Source organism: Polaribacter sp. 11A2H, from assembly GCF_011379025.1.
GTDB lineage: Bacteria > Bacteroidota > Bacteroidia > Flavobacteriales > Flavobacteriaceae > Polaribacter.
In genome coordinates this window covers 240,312-258,577 of the sequence record NZ_WTLD01000004.1, presented here as the reverse complement: position 1 = coordinate 258,577, position 18,266 = coordinate 240,312, and the positions used below count along the sequence as shown (strand labels likewise).

At 30.0% G+C, this 18,266-nt stretch carries 16 protein-coding genes and 2 pseudogenes; 5 read left to right on the top strand and 13 right to left on the bottom strand.

Translation table 11 applies throughout. From position 1 onward, the window contains the following. The 7 genes and pseudogenes from GQS58_RS17160 to GQS58_RS07100 all read right to left on the bottom strand — a co-directional run. Positions 1–283: NAD(P)/FAD-dependent oxidoreductase (locus GQS58_RS17160; protein ID WP_240914575.1), on the bottom strand; the 283-nt coding region annotated here is incomplete at its 3' end. Between the two features lie 55 nt (positions 284–338). Next, the gene (locus tag GQS58_RS07120; protein WP_166384319.1) at positions 339–1,265 is read right to left on the bottom strand and encodes a GYDIA family GHMP kinase; all 927 of its coding nucleotides are present in this window, start codon (positions 1,263–1,265) and stop codon (positions 339–341) included. 179 nt (positions 1,266–1,444) lie between these two features. Next, positions 1,445–1,885, bottom strand: coding sequence for an IS200/IS605 family transposase (tnpA, locus tag GQS58_RS07115; protein ID WP_166384317.1), 441 nt, complete (start codon positions 1,883–1,885; stop codon positions 1,445–1,447). Positions 1,886–2,082: 197 nt separating this feature from the next. Further along, the gene (locus tag GQS58_RS17400; RefSeq protein WP_166384315.1) at positions 2,083–2,184 is read right to left on the bottom strand and encodes a DUF1569 domain-containing protein; all 102 of its coding nucleotides are present in this window, start codon (positions 2,182–2,184) and stop codon (positions 2,083–2,085) included. A 120-nt stretch (positions 2,185–2,304) separates the two neighbouring features. After that, positions 2,305–2,391, bottom strand: a pseudogene (locus tag GQS58_RS17395) (hypothetical protein); the annotation flags it as partial. Positions 2,392–2,541: 150 nt separating this feature from the next. Then, entirely contained in the window at positions 2,542–2,751 is a 210-nt protein-coding gene (locus GQS58_RS17155; protein WP_240914580.1) for a DUF1569 domain-containing protein, read from the bottom strand. Between the two features lie 249 nt (positions 2,752–3,000). Continuing rightward, positions 3,001–4,281, bottom strand: a pseudogene (locus GQS58_RS07100) (hydroxymethylglutaryl-CoA reductase, degradative); the annotation flags it as partial. Between the two features lie 132 nt (positions 4,282–4,413). On the opposite strand from GQS58_RS07100, the gene GQS58_RS07095 reads away from it, so the two are divergent. From GQS58_RS07095 to GQS58_RS07080, 4 genes are all read left to right on the top strand, one after another. Then, positions 4,414–6,615 (top strand): S9 family peptidase, encoded by a 2,202-nt coding sequence (locus GQS58_RS07095; protein ID WP_166384311.1) that lies wholly within the window; start codon positions 4,414–4,416, stop codon positions 6,613–6,615. A 12-nt stretch (positions 6,616–6,627) separates the two neighbouring features. Continuing rightward, a complete protein-coding gene (locus GQS58_RS07090) occupies positions 6,628–8,049 on the top strand; it encodes a peptide MFS transporter (RefSeq protein WP_166384309.1) in 1,422 nt (473 codons plus the stop codon). Between the two features lie 74 nt (positions 8,050–8,123). Beyond that, positions 8,124–9,692, top strand: a complete 1,569-nt coding sequence (locus GQS58_RS07085) for a peptide MFS transporter (protein ID WP_166384307.1) — start codon at positions 8,124–8,126, stop codon at positions 9,690–9,692. A 185-nt stretch (positions 9,693–9,877) separates the two neighbouring features. Further along, positions 9,878–10,399 carry a thioredoxin family protein gene (locus GQS58_RS07080; protein ID WP_166384305.1) on the top strand — a complete coding sequence of 174 codons (522 nt, stop codon included), beginning with the start codon at positions 9,878–9,880 and terminating at the stop codon, positions 10,397–10,399. A 213-nt stretch (positions 10,400–10,612) separates the two neighbouring features. Here GQS58_RS07080 and GQS58_RS07075 read toward each other — a convergent pair whose 3' ends face one another. The 6 genes from GQS58_RS07075 to surE all read right to left on the bottom strand — a co-directional run bounded on the left by GQS58_RS07075 (position 10,613) and on the right by surE (position 15,776). Beyond that, positions 10,613–12,511, bottom strand: a complete 1,899-nt coding sequence (locus tag GQS58_RS07075; protein WP_240914574.1) for a ComEC/Rec2 family competence protein — start codon at positions 12,509–12,511, stop codon at positions 10,613–10,615. Positions 12,512–12,665: 154 nt separating this feature from the next. Continuing rightward, positions 12,666–13,148: a C40 family peptidase gene (locus tag GQS58_RS07070; protein WP_166384300.1), complete on the bottom strand. Its 483-nt coding sequence runs from the start codon at positions 13,146–13,148 to the stop codon at positions 12,666–12,668. Between the two features lie 35 nt (positions 13,149–13,183). Then, complete coding sequence (locus GQS58_RS17150; RefSeq protein ID WP_240914573.1) at positions 13,184–13,342, bottom strand: hypothetical protein; 159 nt, start codon at positions 13,340–13,342, stop codon at positions 13,184–13,186. A 200-nt stretch (positions 13,343–13,542) separates the two neighbouring features. Then, positions 13,543–14,652: a lipid-A-disaccharide synthase gene (gene lpxB, locus GQS58_RS07060; RefSeq protein WP_166384298.1), complete on the bottom strand. Its 1,110-nt coding sequence runs from the start codon at positions 14,650–14,652 to the stop codon at positions 13,543–13,545. Between the two features lie 78 nt (positions 14,653–14,730). Next, positions 14,731–15,018: a hypothetical protein gene (locus tag GQS58_RS07055; protein WP_166384296.1), complete on the bottom strand. Its 288-nt coding sequence runs from the start codon at positions 15,016–15,018 to the stop codon at positions 14,731–14,733. Continuing rightward, positions 15,006–15,776: a 5'/3'-nucleotidase SurE gene (gene surE, locus GQS58_RS07050; RefSeq protein ID WP_166384500.1), complete on the bottom strand. Its 771-nt coding sequence runs from the start codon at positions 15,774–15,776 to the stop codon at positions 15,006–15,008. Before surE ends, GQS58_RS07055 begins: the two co-directional genes overlap by 13 nt. Positions 15,777–16,119: 343 nt before the next feature. Here surE and GQS58_RS07045 point away from each other — a divergent pair, with 343 nt between their 5' ends. Then, on the top strand, positions 16,120–18,249 hold the full coding sequence (locus GQS58_RS07045; protein WP_166384294.1) for a carboxy terminal-processing peptidase: 2,130 nt from the start codon (positions 16,120–16,122) through the stop codon (positions 18,247–18,249). The last annotated feature ends 17 nt before the right edge of the window (positions 18,250–18,266 follow it).

The following is an 18,266-nucleotide window of genomic DNA, read 5'->3' as shown; positions in this document are numbered from 1 at the left end:
GAACTCCTCTATTTTCGAACCATTCAAAAGTATCGCCTGTCATAAATTGATGAAAAGGCCCTAACAATTCTTTTTTTCCTCTTGGATAGAATTCTGTTAAATCCTTCGGAATAAAACATGCGTGGGTTACATTACATCTTCCACCTCCAGAAATTTTTACTTTCTGTAAAACGTCTTTTCCTTTTTCGAGAATCGTAATATCTAATTCAGGGTTATTTTCTTTCGCGTTTATCGCTGTAAAATATCCTGCTGCTCCTCCTCCAATAATGATTACTTTTTTCATGTTTTTTATTTTGAGACCTCACAGGTTTTAAAAAACTGTGAGGTCTAATGTGAGTTTATAAAACCATCTGACTGTAAGTCAATATAGTTTCATATCCTTTATTTTTAAAATAGCTTGGTGTATCCGAATTTCCTGTTACTAACACAAAATCTCCTCCCCAAGCGCCTAAACTTTTTATTACTCCAAAATAATCTGGAAATAATTTTTCTTTTACCGGTGTTAATTTAATGATTGAACTGATAATTTGCTCATGCTCAACTATTAAATCTTCAAATTTCTCTAATGATTCAACTTTTAAAAGTGCCTCAGAAATTTCTGAAATTCTCTTTATTTCTTTATCAAAATTGATATTACTTTCTCTAAATTTTGAAATTCCTTCTTTAGAATCTTGCTTCTGATTTAAGTGTACAAAAAATAAATTTTCTTTAAAACTTGGGTTGAATTCTACTGGCTCAACAACAGGTTTTTTATCCTTAATATGATAAAAAACTGGTGTATCATTTTGTGCACAAGCAATATCGTAACCACTTCCTTTAAAGGAGTTCCAAAGCAACTTAAAAGCATCTATTTTTGCCCAAGAAGCTATCGAATTTATTAATGTTGATGAAGTCCCTAATCCCCAATTTCTTGGAAATGTAAGGTTTGTTTTTACAACAAATCCATTTTCTGATGCTAAAAAATCTGGATTTAAGTTTTTTGCTTCTTTTAAAATACTTAATAAGGTTTCTGCAATAACTTCTCCACTTCCTTCTTTATCTGAGTTGAAGGTACAGTTTATCAAACGCAGTTTTTTTAAATCAAAAATCGCTTCAAACCAACATTCTCCCGTGTGTGTAAAACTTCCCCAAATAAGCTGAGGTTCTTTTATTTTTTCAACAACTAAATCTTGCCCAAATTTTGTTGGAATGGCTAAAGATTTTGCTCCGTCCAAAACAAGATATTCTCCTGTTATTAATAATTTTCCGTTAGAATAAAAATTCATTTTTTGTTAATTAATATTTAATTACATCCTATTTAATTGCATTCTGCTTTAGCAGAATATAATTATTAAATTAAAATTGGCTTTAGCCAAACATAATCTATTTATAATTACTATTCAGTTAAAACCCATTGCTATTCAGTTAAAATAATTTGTTCAATTGAAACCATTTTTATTAATAATTACTCATCATCAAATTTTTGAAAATTATATTTTAATATAAATTCTTTATATTCTTCCTGAAAAGATTTTTTAGAATGATGTATTTCTTGATTTTTAATATAATTTCTAACTTTATCAATCATAGACTCCGAAACCGAAACTGCAAAATATTCACTTTGCCACTGAAATTTCTCTACAATTATCTTTTCTTTATTTATCCAAAAAGCAGATTCACCTTTTATTAATTGCATTACTTTTTGGATTGATTGATCTACTCCTAAAGAAATTAAACAATGACAATGATCGGTATACCCGTTAATAAAATCTATATAAATCCCCTTCTCTTTAGCATTCTCTTTTATATGAGTCCAAACTTTTTGCCTCACCTCTTTTGTTGCCAGAAAAGGGCACCTGTTTTTGGTGCTCCAAACAAAATGTATATAGACTTTTATAAAAGACATAAAATTATATTTGGTTTTAAAATTTGGCTAAAGCCAATTATCAATCTTGTTATTTATTTCAATGGGTTAAAACGCATTGCTATTCAGTTAAAACCCATTGCTATTCAGTAGAATAAATTACATTTTTCCATATACACAATCAATTGTATTCTGCTTTAGCAGGATGACAACCAATATATTCATTCTATCAATCCAAATTATTTAAAATGATGTGTAAAATGTTTTACATGAAACTTCTGCCAATATTCATAATCTAATTCTCCAAAAAACGGATGATTTTCTGTTGAAACCCTTTGCAATTTATGAATTATATCTATTCATTTACAAAATATTTATACATCTTAATCAATTGCATCCTGCTTTAGCAAGATGATTCATGTTTTAATATTCACAATTGGCTTTACCCAAATTATAACCATTTATACCAACCCAAATTGTTTAAAATGATGTGTAAAATGTTTTACATGAAATTTCTGCCAATATTCATAATCTAACTCTCCAAAAAATGGGTGATTTTCTTTTGAAACCCTTTACAATTTATGAATTATATCTATTCATTTACAAAATATTTATACATCTTAATCAATTGCATCCTGCTTTAGCAAGATGATTCATGTTTTAATATTCACAATTGGCTTTAGCCAAATTATAACCATTTAAACCAACCCAAATTGTTTAAAATGATGTGTAAAATGTTTTACATGAAATTTCTGCCAATATTCATAATCTAATTCCCCAAAAAATGGATGATTTTCAGCTTTAGCTGTTTCAAAGTGAATTTTAAAAGCATCTATTTGAGTAAATAAATCATGGATTGCTTCTCCTACAGAATTAAATTTTAAGGCATTTGGTTCTTCAGACAACATACTTGCTTTAAATCCAACTTGCAATTCTCCTTCGGTGTTTAAAAATGGCTTTCTTCTTGCTGCTTTTTCATCAGAAACATAATAATCAGCAGCTACTTTTCCGTTAGAAACTTGTATTAGAAGGCTTAAATGTTCTATCATTTGTTGCCCATTCATTTTTCCAAAAAGTGGCTTTGTATTTTCATCAATCTTAGACAGTTTATAACTTACTAAGTTCTTATTAAAAAAATCTATCCAATTGATAGACGGTTTTCTTAAAGCATCTATTTTTTCTACCACAGCAGAATGAGTCACCGTTTTTTTATCAAAAAAAGCAATAACTATTTCTTTTTCTTCTTCTGTAGCATTAAACTGGTTTAAGATATTCTGCAAATGCATTTTCATGTGTCCGTGCTGAATTCCCTTAGTAGTTAATGCTCTTAAAGCTGCAAAATTCTGAGCCAAACCTGCTGCTGCCATAATTTGCATTAAGGTTCTGGCAGATGGTTTTTGCAACATTTCTAAAGATAACTTTGCCAAAGGATGTAAACCTGTTAAGCCACCAACGGTTCCTAAAGCTAACGGAATATCAATCCAAAATTTAAAAACCCCATTATCAATAGTACAATGAGATAAACTTGCATATTGTCCAGATCTTGATGCGTAAGCATGAGCTCCAGCTTCTACCGCTCTAAAATCGTTACCGGTTGCCAAAACAACGGCATCAATTCCATTCATAATTCCCTTATTATGCGTAACCGCTCTATAAGGCTCTATTTCTGCAATTTTTACTGCTTGGTAAAACTTCTCTGCAAATCTCTGAGGATTTTCACCACCTAATTCTTCTATCTTACAACTCACTTCTGCCCTAACCAAACACTCAGGAACATAGTTAGAAAGAATACTCATTACAATTTCTATGTCGTCTTTTTCAAACTTTTTAGCAATGGCTTCTAAACAGGAATTTATAAAGTTTGCGCCCATTGAATCTTTGGTTTCAAAGGTTGCGTGTAGTTGGTAATAGTTTTCTAATTTATCAGTTTTATCAACTAATTTTATATCTAAAATTCCACCGCCACGTTTATCCATATTTTTAGTGATGGAAGCCGTTGCTGCAAATAATTCCGTTTTATTTTTATTAAAGTAATCTTCAAGATTCGTTTTGTCTCCGGCATACATAAAGTGGACTTGCCCAATTTTTGTGGTACCAATTACCTTGGTTTTAAAACCTCCTCTTGTACTCCAAAATTTACCAACCAAAGAAGCCGCTGCTACCACAGAACTTTCTTCTACCACCATAGGAATTACATAAGTTCTATCATTAATTACAAAATTTGGTGCAATACCAAAAGGCATGTAAAAATTAGAAATTGTATTTTCTATAAAATCATCATGTAATTGCTGTAAATCATCATTATCATTCCAATACTGTTTAATTATATCTTTAGTTTTGGTATGATTATGGAAATAATTCTCTGTTAACCAAGTAATTTTTTCATCTTTCGTTAACTTAGAAAAACCAGAAATAAGTTTGCTCATTAATTTGGGTATAAAACTATCAACAACAAAGATAAGTCAAACTGTTAAAACATTAATAGATAATCAACATTTATGGATTTTTAAGATATTTTTTATGGATTTTTGCGTAAACTTGGCAAACTTTTATCAAATACAAGGTCTACAATGAGAAAAGGAGTCTCCCTTACAGTTATTTTACTATTAATTAACTGTATAACATTTGCACAAGTAAATGCAAGTAAAATATCAAACAAAAAAAACATAACATTAGAAGAAATCTGGAACGGAACATTTTCTGCAGATAGAATGAATTCTTTAAATTCTATGAATGGCGATTATTATGCTGTTTTAGATTTTAATAGAGCATCTAGATCGGTTACTGTGGATAAATACAGTTACAAAACTTTAGAAAAAGTAGAAACAATTGTTAATAGCTTAGATTTAGAAGGATTAAATAGTTTCTCTTCTTATAGTTTTAATAATGACGAAACCAAACTAATTTTAGGAACCAACTTCCAGCAAATTTATCGTCACTCTAAAAAAGGAACGTATTATGCTTATGATATTGCTTCTAAAGAATTGACTTTAATTGGTGAGGCAATTCAAGAACCTGTTTTTTCTCCGGATAATAAAAATGTAGCGTATGCTAAAGACAATAACATTTTTATTAAAAATGTAGCTTCTAATAATATTACACAAGTTACTACGGATGGTAAAATAAATGAAATTATAAACGGAATTACAGATTGGGTGTACGAAGAAGAGTTTGCTTTTGTAAGAGCTTTTGAATGGAATAAAACCGGAACTCATTTAGCTTTTTTGCGTTTTGATGAAACCAACGTTCCTACTTTTTCTATGGATGTTGTTGGTACTGAATTATACCCAACACAACAAGCTTTTAAGTATCCTAAAGCAGGAGAGAAAAATGCAGATGTTACTTTACACATGTATACGCTTTCTTCTAAAAATACAAAGAAAATTACTTTAGGAGATTATGAATATATTCCTAGAATTAAATGGTCTAATGATACTGATGTTTTAGTCGCAACTACTTTAAATCGTCATCAGAATAACTTAAACTTATATAAAGTAAGTACTCAAAATGCTACTGCTACTTTATTATTAAATGAAACAGACAAAGCATATATAGATATTACCGACAACCTTACTTTTTTAGCTGATAACAGTTTTATTTGGACTAGCGAAAAAGATGGTTACAATCATATTTATCATTATGATTTTAACGGAAAATTAATCAATCAAATTACAAATGGAAATTGGGAAGTAACCAACTACTATGGTTTTAATGAAAGTAAGAAAACTATTTATTATCAATCTGTAGAAAACGGTTCTATTAATAGAGGGGTTTACTCTATCAACTTAAATGGAAAGCGTAAAGAATTGTTGAGTAATAAAGATGGACAAAACACTGCTTCTTTCAGTAAAAATCTAAACTTTTTTATCAACACGTATTCATCGGCAGAAACACCTCCTATTTATTCTTTATATAATAGTAAAGGAAAAATGTTAAAGGTGATTAAAAATAATGATGCTTTAAAAGAAAGATTATCAACCTATAAAATGAGTCCGAAAGAGTTTTCTACCATTAATATTAACGGAAACGATTTAAATATGTGGATGGTGAAACCTTTAGATTTTGATGAACACAAAAAATATCCTTTGTTAATGTTTCAATATTCTGGCCCAGGTTCTCAACAAGTTGGAAATACTTGGAACGGAAGCAATGATTACTGGCACAATATGTTAGCGCAAAAAGGAATTATTGTGGTTTGTATTGATGGACGCGGAACTGGTTTTAAAGGTGCAGATTTTAAAAAGGTTACTCAAAAGGAATTGGGTAAATATGAAGTTGAAGATCAAATAGCAGCAGCTAAAAAATTAGTGGAACGATCTTATATCGACAAAAATAACGTTGGTATTTGGGGTTGGTCTTTTGGTGGTTTTATGAGTACAAACTGTATTTTAAAAGGAAATGACATTTTTACCACAGCAATTGCAGTTGCACCTGTTACTTCTTGGCGTTTTTACGATTCTGTGTACACAGAACGCTACATGCAAACTCCACAAGAAAACCCAAGTGGTTATGATGATAATTCTCCATTTAACTATGCAGATAAATTAAAAGGGAACTACCTTTTAGTTCATGGAACGGGAGATGATAATGTACATGTACAAAATTCTTATAGAATGATAAATTCTTTAATTGAAGCAAATAAACAATTCGATATGTTTATTGTACCAGACAGAACACACGGAATTTATAGAGGAAGAAATACGCGTTTAAATTTGTACACAAAAATGACTAACTTTATCGACGAAAATTTAAATACAGAATCAACTAAATAAAAGAATAAACTTATGAGTAATTTAATAAAAAAACCACACGAAAAAGAATTATTTGGACATCCTGTAGGGTTGTATGTATTATTTTTTGTTGAAATGTGGGAACGTTTTTCTTATTATGGAATGCGAGCAATTTTAACCTTATATCTTGCTGCTCCAATTATAATGGGAGATCCACAATCTGGTTTTGGTTGGTCTAATGGAGAAACTCTATCTTTTTACGGAACTTATACCATGTTTGTTTACTTAACATCTATTCCTGGAGGTTGGATTGCAGATAAATTTATTGGTCAAAAAAAGGCTGTAATGGTCGGTGGAGTTTTACTATGTATAGGTCATGGAATTTTAGCTATTAATGCACAATGGGCCTTTTTTACAGGTCTTATTTTTATTGTTATTGGTGTTGGTTTCTTAAAACCAAATATTTCTACAATGGTTGGTGGTTTATACAAACAAGGAGACGACAGAAGAGATAAAGGTTTTTATGTATTCTATATCGGAATTAATTTAGGTGCTTTTTTAGGAGCAATATTAGTAGGTGCAGTAGCCGCTAAATATGGATGGCATTATGGTTTTGGTTTAGCTGGTATAGGTATGGCACTAGGTCAAATTGTATATATGTTTGGTACAAAATATTTAGGTACAGTTGGTAACTTTATTGGTAATGACGATTCACCTAACAAAGACTTATTAAAAAAACCTTTAAGTAAAATTGAAAAGGATAGAATGTTAGTAATGTTTCTATCTTTCTTAATTATTATTGTTTTTTGGGGTGCTTTTGAACAAGCCGGAGGATTAATGAGTTTATATACAGAACAAAAAACAAATAGAATGTTATCATTTTCTTTACCTCTTATTGGAAATGAAATTCCTGCAGCTGTTTTTCAATCTGTAAATGCATTTTTTATAATTGTTTTAGGAACCGCTGTTGGTGCTTTTTGGCATAAATGGAAAAATAAAGGAAAAGAATCATCTTCTTTATTTAAGATGGCAATAGGTGTAATTATTATGGCTTTTGGTTTTTTCTTTATGAGTAAAGCTGCTTCTGAAGTTGTAATGAATGGTGATGAAGTAGCAGAAAAATCTGCAATGATATGGTTAATATTAGCATATCTTTTTCATACTATTGGAGAGCTATGTGCTTCTCCTGTAGCATTGTCTTTTATAACAAAACTAGCGCCATTAAAATATGCTTCCTTAATGATGGGGGCTTATTTTGCTGCAACAGGTTTAGGGAACAAAGTTGCTGGTTTTATTGGAGGTCTTTCTGAAAACGCAGGAGACTTTGAAGTCTTTACCGGAATTGCAATAACTTGTACAATTTTTGGTTTACTACTTATAGCAATTCTAAAACCACTAAAGAGGTTAACACACGGTGCCGAAGATAGAATAAGTACCAAGAACGAAGAAACTGAAGGCTTTGAATTAGCAGACTAATAACAAACAAATTAAAAGCCTCATAAATTCAATTATGAGGCTTTTATTTTATAAATTAATTTTAACTTTTTTACATGAATACCGCTAAATACAGATTTGAAGGTTCAGAAATGAACAATAAATTATTGCTAGGACACCCAGCAGGTTTATTTATTTTATTTTTCACAGAAATGTGGGAACGTTTTTCATACTATGGAATGCGTGCATTATTAGTTATTTTTTTAATTTCATCATTAACCGATGGTGGTTGGGCTTGGAGTCGTGAAGAAGCTTTAAGTCTATACGGTACTTATACCATGTTAGTATACTTTACTCCTATTATTGGAGGTATTTTAGCCGATAGATTTTTAGGCTATAGAAACGCAGTTGTTATAGGTGCTTTATTAATGACACTTGGGCATGCGTCTATGGCATTTGATACTCCTTGGGCATTATATGTTGGTATTGGTTTATTAATTGCAGGAAATGGTTTCTTTAAACCTAATATTACTTCAATTATTAATGGTGTTTATAAAAACGCTCAAGAAAAAAAAGATGGTGCATTTACTATTTTTTATATGGGTGTAAATGCTGGTGCTTTTTTAGGTATTATGCTTTGTGGTTATGTAGGTGAAACTTATGGCTGGCATTTTGGTTTTGGTTTAGCTGGTATTTTTATGTTTTTCGGAATGTTACAATTCTATTTTGCGCAAAGCATTTTTGGTAATGTTGGTACAAAGCCTAGTAAAGCTGTTGATTTATCTGATGCAGTTGCTAACAAAGAAGAAAAAAGTTATGACGACGTACCAAGCAATGTACAGAGAGACAGATATATTGTTGTTGGTATTTTAGCATTTTTTACTATTTTCTTTTGGGCAGCATTTGAGCAAGCGGGTGGTTCTATGACTATTTTTGCTAAAGATTATACCAATAGAGTATTAGAAGGTAGCGCTGCAAATATTTTTAGAATAGCAAATACACTACTTACGATTGTTCCTTTAATTATTATTACGTATGTTTTATTTAGTTTATTTAAAATTACTTTTAAAAAATATGCATTATCTAATCTTTTCTTAGGAATCAGTTTTGCAATAATATGGGTTATCGTAATCATCATGTTAAAAAACCAGTTTAGTGAAGTTTCTACGGAAATACCTGCTTCTTGGTTTGGTATCTTAAATTCATTCTTTATTATAACATTTGCGCCCTTATTTTCTAAAATATGGGAAAGTAAATACAATCCACCAGCAACCGTAAAATTTGGTATCGGATTGATATTATTAGGATTAGGGTTTTTAGTTTTAGCTTATGGATCAGCAAGTATTCCTCAAGGAGCAAAAACGGCTTCTGTAAGTGTTATTTGGCTTATTTTAGCATATTTACTTCACACTTTAGGTGAATTAAGTTTATCTCCGGTAGGTTTGTCTTACGTATCTAAATTAGTACCAGGAAAAATGATTGCAATGATGTTTGGTCTTTGGTATATTGCAGTTGGTATGGGAAATAAATTAGCTGGATTGATGGGAGGAATGATTGATAAAATAACTACAGAATACTCTATGAGTACTTTCTTTTTAATTTTTACTTTTGTACCTATCATTGCTGGTGTTTTAGTAATGAGTTTAACACCATTATTAAAGAAACTAATGCACGGTGTAAAGTAAATGGAGAAAATGGTTGTCTAAAAAGTAAGTTTTTCTGTCAATCTGAATTTATTTCAGATTCTTGTGTGAGTTATTAAATTCAGTTAATTTAGAGACTGAAACAAGTTCAGTATGACAAGATTCAATACTTTTTAGACAATCACTTATTTTTGTAAATTCAACAAAATTATAACGACTCAGTATTCATGAAAAAACGAATATTACTTATTGCTATTTCTCTATTTTATTTAAATACAAACGCTCAAGAAAATATTAAATGGCTTGGTTTTGAAGAGGCTATTGAACTAAACAAAGAGAATCCAAAACCTATTTTAGTTGATATCTATACAGATTGGTGTGGCTATTGTAAAAAAATGGATTTAAATACCTATTCTAATAAAACAATTGGCAATTATATCAATAAAAACTTTTATGCCGTTAAACTAGATGGTGAGGGTAAAGAAGATATCATTTTTAATGATCATACATTTAAATTTCAAAAAGAAGGTAGACGAGGTTATCACCAACTTGCAGCTTCTTTAATGGATGGTAAATTGTCGTATCCTACCACGCTATTTTTGTCGGAAGATGTAAAATTATTAGATAAAATTCCTGGTTATTTAGACAAAGAAATCATGGAAAAAGTATTGGTCTTTTTTTCTGAAGAACTATACAAAACTAAAAAATGGGAAGACTTTGATAACAATTTTAAAAGTAATTTAAAATAATACCAAATAAACATCAAAATGACTGATTAAATTCATTCCTTTTTCCTTACTAATTCAATATAAAATAGAATCGTAGCTATGGCTATGATTAGATTTTCTATCTCTTATTAAGAAAAAATAATTTAAATTTATCATCAATCATTTTAAAATTCATTTGATATAATACTATTGTAGATTATACACCTACAAGGTTTCTGAAACCTTGCAGGAGGTTTACTTCACAATAAACGCTCCGTTTTGACCTGTATAATGAAATGGGATTTGATGTTTTAAACAAGTCTCTTCCCAACGATTTACATTACTCTTATAATTAGAACCATCTGCAATAATTTGTGATGGTTTTATTGTTTTTATCAATCTTGATAAATTTATTTTTGGTGAATATTGCAACACTACAATAGGTTTCACCATTCCGGAAATGGTATAAACACCCAAACTATCAATCAGTAAAATATCCTTTTTAGAAAATTGAAGAAAGTTCTTAAAATTGATTTCTTTAACCTCATCAATACCTTCTGCAACTCTATATGTTTTAATACTATTTTCATTTTTCAATCTTACACTATCTAAATCGTGCTGTAAAAAGAGTTGCGCACCTACTCTCTTTCCAATCACAGAAAACCTACTTTTATGAAATACAATCAATTCTTCTTTCGATTTATTTTCTTTCGATTCAATCAGAAAAATAGTTTGTAGAAATAGTATTGAAACTAAAAAGTAAATCAAATTTTTAGGTGATTTTTTAATAAAAAAAGAAACTCCTAAAAACAAGAGTATATACCAAAATAACATCGCAATAAATGAAATGGAAATTTCTTTAAATAAGAATTCTTCCTGATGAGAAACCCAACTTACAAAACCATTCATCCAAGAAATAATCATTCCATAGATATTTGCTAAAACCTGAGGTAGAGTATTTAAAAGTGATGTAATAATGACTAAAATCCCTCCGATTAAAATTGCACTTAAAAAAGGAATAATTACAAGGTTCGATGCTAAAAACAACCCTGGAAATTGTTGAAAATAATAAATACTTAAAGGCAAGATTCCTATTTGAGCCGCTATTGAAACAGTGAATAATTGCCAAATTTTCTTGTCAAGTATATATCTTGGTTTGTAAATTTCATACAACTTTGGTTGTACCCAAAGTATACCGAAAACGGCTAAATAACTTAATTGAAAACCAACATCGAACAGAAACATTGGTTTTATTAGTAGTAAAAAAAGCATCGAAGAAATAAAGGAAAAATCTATTACCTTTTTTCTTTGAAAAGACAAACCGATGGCTAAAAAAGTAAACATGGTAACCGCTCTAACTACCGACGCAGATAGACCTGCTACAAAAGCAAACATCCAAAGTAAAGAAACAATAATGATTGTTTTTATAAACTTTCCGTGCTTAATTCTTTCAACAGGTTTAAAAACGAAGGATAAAATCAATAGAATAACACCAACATGTAAGCCAGAAACTGCCAAAATATGGATTGCTCCTGCTCTTTGATAATCTACAATCAATTCTTTAGAAATGTCTTGTCGCTGACCTAATAACAGTGCATTTATGACCGCTAATTCGTTTGGTTTAAAATGGTATTTTTCTAACGCCTCCTGAATTTGATTTCTAAAAATAGCCGACAATCCAAATAAGGTATTAGCCGTAGAATCCATCTTTAAAAATTGATTTTCTTCCACAAATAATTGATGATGAATACCTTGTTTTGCTAAATAAAACTTATAATTAAATTGATGCGGATTTAAAGGCGGAATTAGCTCTTTTAAAGTAGGTTTTAAGAATAACTGATCATCAATTTGTAACGAATTTGCACTACTATCATTCTTAACATTTAGAAGTACTGTTCCTGTAGTTTTCAAATCATCAACCTGAACAATTACAGCCTCATATTTTTGGTAATAATTCCCAGGTTTTAATATTTTATGAATCTGTAAAACAACCTTAGAATTATCTTTTAAATGATGTTGATAATATGAATCATAATTTCTTTCATCACTCACATAAACAGCCGAAACACCGATACCAAAGAATAAAATAAAAGCAGTACATGTTCTTAAAACCTTATGTTTTATCAGAAAGAATAAAACAGTTAAACCTAACAAAAAAATCGTGGTTCTAAGAAAACTAAAAGTCCAAAATTGGGTAAAAAACTGGAAACAAATTCCAATAATTACAAGCACAACAAAGTGCAAGGGTATGTAATTGTACAACCTTTTCATAGCAAGTTAAAGTTACTAAAAAAAAGTTAACTATTAATTACAAGATTGTTGTTGCTTTTACGAAGGCATTTTTCCAGTATTTTTCTGATAGTGTAGAAACAATTACACCTCTAGAAGTAGTGGCGTGTACAAACTTAATTTGTCCTTTTGAATGGAAAACCACCAAGCCAACATGATTGATATTTCCTCGTCTGTTTTTACTAGTTTTAAAGAATAGTAAATCACCTTTTTTAACTTTACTAACAGCAATTTTATGACCTCTTTTTGCCATATCTCTAGAGATTCTTGGCAATTGTACGTTTTCGCTTCCAAAGGCAACATATATCACTCCAGAGCAATCCATACCTCTATTGGTAGTACCTCCAAATTTGTAACGAACACCTTTATATTCTAAGGCATTTGCTACTATTTTATCCGCCTTAGTAATTGGTTTTTGTGTCTTTTTAACAACCGTTTTAGTGGATGAGCAAGAACTTAATAATAAAGAAATTACAACTATTAAAAAACTCCATTTCTTCATATTAAATATTCTTTTACCTATCATTTGTATTATAATTAAACTTCTTCTAAAACAGAAGTTCCACTTGTTTTATCACCAGAAGTCCATGTCCAATTTTCATAAAGAGTAATTTTTCCATTAGCAGCAATTTCAGGTTTAGAGTAACAAATACCTGTCATTAATTCTCCTTTAAGATTCACTTGGTGATAACGCATTTCTATATTTCCATACTCATCTACAAGACCTATTAAATGACCTTTAACTATTTGTCCGCCTTTATATTCAGACGTTAAAATAGCACCTTTTTACTTGTATGTAAAAATAGTTTCTTTTGAAGTTTCTCCATTATCAGCGTTTTGAACAACTTTAAACTTTTTATTATTATAATTCATGAAACTTAAAACTAATTACCTTCTTATTTTAAATCACTTACAATTTGTTTCGCCACTTTTTCTGAAGCTCCTTTTCCACCTAATTTTTTCTCTAATTCAAAGTACTCTAAAAATAGTTTTTCTCTATAAGTAGCATCTAAAATCTTAGTCAATTCGGTTTTTAAATTCTTCTTATTAAAATCATTCTGAATTAATTCTTTAACCACTTCTCTATCCATGATTAAATTAACCAAAGAAATAAATTTTAAAGTGATAATTCTTTTCGCAATTTGATAAGAGATAGTTCCGCCTTTATAACAAACCACTTGTGGTACTTTAAACAAAGCTGTTTCTAAAGTTGCGGTACCAGAACCTACAATTGCAGCATAAGAAATACTTAACAAATCGTATGTTTTGTTGTTGATAAAAGAAACTTTACGATTACCAATAATATTTTGATAAAAGCTTAAATCTTGACTTGGAGCACCTGCAATTACAAACTGATATTCAGAAAAATCATCTATTAAAGACAACATTACAGAAAGCATTTTTGTAATTTCTTGCTTTCTACTTCCTGGTAATAAAGCAATAATTGGCTTATCTGTTAAGTTGTATTCTTTTCTAAAAGCAATTTCTCTTACTTGCTTTCTACCTGCAATTCCGTCAATTAAAGGATGGCCTACAAAGGTTACATTATAGTCGTATTTTTCATAAAACTCTTTTTCAAAAGGAAGAATAACAAACATTTTATCGATATCTCTTTTAATATCTTTTACTCTGCTTGCTCTACTTGCCCAAACTTGCGGAGAAATATAATAATTGGTTTTAAAACCTTGCTCTTTTGCCCATTTTGCAACGCGTAAATTAAAGCCCGAATTATCAATCAAAATAAGCACATCTGGTTTAAATTGGGTGATATCCTTTTTACAAAATTTAATAAAACCCAATACTTTAGAAAGATTCATTATAACTTCAAAAAAGCCCATAAAAGCTCTTTCTTTATAATGACTTACCAAAGTTCCGCCAACATTTTGCATTAAATCTCCACCCCAAAACCGAATGTCTGCATTTGCATCTTCTCTATACAATGCTTTCATTAGATTAGAACCATGTAAATCGCCAGAAGCTTCTCCTGCAATTATATAATATTTCATAAGTTTTTACTTGTTTACTAGAGCGCAGTCGAGACCTTATTAAACCTCTCGACTGCGCTCGAGGAGACATTATCTCTGTTAAAAAAACTTTAAAACTAAAGTAGTTAATGCAATTAAAATAGTTGCCAATAAAACTCCTTTTGCTTTGTTGTCTTGTTTCTTTTTGATAAAAATAAAGAACACAAATAAATTAGGCATTGCAGCTAAAGACAATACTTTACCGTACAATTCTCCTTCTTTAATTAAATCGATAGTTTCGTAAAAACCAAATTTCGAAATATATTCTAAATATAAAAATATACCTCCAAAAGTGGCAAATAATGAAACCAATACGCCTATTAAAATATGTTTTTTTACAGTTCCCAAGCGTTTAATTTTTGAATCATGTGATGTGCCGTCATATCAAACTGAACAGGAACAACCGAAACGTATCCATTTTCTAATGCATAAAGATCTGTATCTTGCCCTTTGTCTTTATTTATAAACTCACCAGAAAGCCAATAATATTCTTTTCCCATTGGATTTTTTCGTTTATCAAAAATTTCTTTCCAATACCCATTTGCTTGTCTACAAATTTTAACGCCCTTTATTTCTTCCTTTTTTAACTTCGGAATATTTACGTTTAAAACAATGCCTTCCGGAATTCCGTTTAGCAACGCATTTAATGTAATATTTTTTATAAACTCTTCCGATGGTTTAAAATCTGCATGCCATTTAAAATCTAATAATGAAAAACCAATGGCAGGTATCCCTTCTATTCCTGCTTCTATTGCAGCACTCATAGTACCAGAATAAATAACACTAATAGAGGCATTAGAACCATGATTTATACCAGAAACACATAAATCTGGTTTTCTATTTAAAATTTCATTTACCGCCATTTTTACACAATCTGCAGGCGTACCAGAACAGGTGTATTCTAATTGCGGACCATCATCTATAGTTATCGCATTACACGTTAAAACATTATCAACTGTAATAGCGTGCCCCATTCCGCTCTGCGGACTATCAGGAGCAACCACAACAACCTCACCAATTTTATTCATTATATTAATTAAAGCTCTTAAACCAGGAGCTGTAATTCCATCATCATTCGTAATTAAAATTAAAGGTTTGTTTTGCATCATAGTCGTTTAAAGTTCTAAATTTATAACTCAAAATTAAAGGTAGTTTTCAATTTAATTATTGAACTTTAGATTTTGAATTATTTTAAGCAAATATAATTGATTTTATACGATTCCTTTTTAACATTTTGTAAAGAATACAATTTCACTTTTTTGCGTAATATTGTATAAGAAAAAGTTATTCTTTAGGTTTAAAAGGATACATTGAAAGAACAAAACAATGTTTAGTACTTAAACAATAAACAAATAAGCCCCTTACACTCTAAATAATTTTGGCATTATTTTAGTAGTTTAGCAAAGCACAAGGAGTAATTTTAGAAATAAAACAACGACATAAGAAAATATGAAGACAGAATATAAAATCACTACATTTTTATTAGCAATACTTCTATTTGCAACTAGCTTGCAAGCCCAAGCTGCTAATAGCGACAAAAGTTCAGATCCTGAAAAAGATAAAATATTAGTATACATTCTTAGAAATATTCTAACAAGAAGTCATTTTGTTGTAAAAGATATGAATGACGATTTTTCTGAATATGTGTATACAGAATTCATTGATGGTTTAGACCCAAGTAAAAGATATTTCACCCAAAAGGATATGAAAGATTTTTCTAAATTCAAATATGAAATCGATAATCAACTTTTAAAAGAAGATATCTCTTTCTACAATTTGGTTTATGAACGATTTACTGATAAAATTAAAAATGCAAAATCGTATTATGGTGATTTGTTAAAACATCCATTTAACTTTAACAAAACGGAAACCATTGATGTAAATTATGAAGAACTTCCTTTTGCTAAAAATGAAAACGAATTAATAGACTACTGGCGTAAGCAACTAAAGTTAAGCACTCTAATTAGAGTTCAAGACAAATTAGAGAAACAAAAAGCTGACGTACTTAAAGATAAAAATTACAAAACGAAAAGCTTTGATGAATTAGAAAAAGAAGCACGTGCAGAAGTTTTAAAAAACATGGATGAATTGTATGTTAGAATTGAAGAATTAGAACATGAAGACTGGTTTTCTACTTTTTTAAACAGTGTTGTTGGTGCTTTTGACCCGCACACAACCTATATGGCGCCAAGTATAAAAGAGCGTTTTGACCAAGATATGTCTGGGAAACTAGAAGGGATTGGAGCTCGTTTAGTAAAAAAAGGAATTTATACCGAAATTTTTGAATTGGTTTCTGGAGGACCTGCATGGAAAGAAGGAAGTTTAGAACCTGGTGATATTATTTTAGAAATTGCCCAAGGAGACGAAGAACCTTTAGATATTGTAGGGATGCGTTTAGACGATGCTATAAAATTTATAAAAGGAAAAAAAGGTACTGAAGCTAGATTAACCGTTAAGAAAAAATTAGACGGTACAACTAAAATAATTTCTATTATTAGAGATGTTGTAGAGTTAGAAGAAACTTTTGTAAAATCTAGTATTGTAGAAAAAGATGGTAAAAAATTCGGAATTATAGATTTACCTAAGTTCTATATCGATTTTAATGAGGAAAGTTATAGAGATTCTGCAAAAGATATGGAGCAAGAAATAGAACGCTTAAAAAGCGAAGGTGTTACTGGCTTAATTGTAGATTTAAGAAATAATGGAGGAGGTTCTTTAAAAACAGCCATTGAAATTAGTGGCTTATTTATTAATGAAGGCCCAATTGTACAGGTAAAATATAGAGGAGAAGATCCAATTATTAAAAAAGATATTGATCCAAAAATTCAATGGGAAGGAGCAGTAGTTGTTCTTGTAAATGAGTTTTCTGCCTCAGCTTCAGAAATTTTTGCAGCAGCAATGCAAGATTATAAAAGAGCGGTAATTATGGGCGGTAACCAAACGTATGGTAAAGGAACTGTACAAAGTGTTTTGCCTATTAATCAGTTTACAAAATACGATAAAGATTTAGGTGCTCTAAAAATGACCATTCAAAAATTCTATAGAGTTAATGGTGGTTCTACGCAAATTGAAGGTGTATATTCAGACATTGCAATGCCAGACAGATATAGTTATATGAAATTTGGCGAAAGAGATTTAGATGGAGCATTGGTTTGGGACAAAGTAAAACAAGCAGATTATGTGCAAACAAATTCGTACCAAAATTTTAATGATGTTGTTAATAACAGCAAACAAAGAATTGCTACAGATTCTAAATTTAAGTTGATAAACGAATATGCAAAATGGTTAAAGCAAAAGCAAGATGACAATTCTTACTCTCTAAACTACAAACAATTTGAAGATACCAATGTAGCCAATGAAAAAGATGCAGAGAAATTCAAATCTGTTTTTGATTATAAATCAGATTTAACATTTAACTCTCCTGCCTACGAACTTTCATTAATTAAAAAGGATACAGCACTAGCAGATAAACGATTGGCATGGCATAAAAACTTATCTAAAGATGTATATGTTTTTGAAGCAATTAACGTTTTAAGTGAATTAAAAATGAATACAAAAAACGAAATTATAAAACATTAATTACAAAATATAAAATA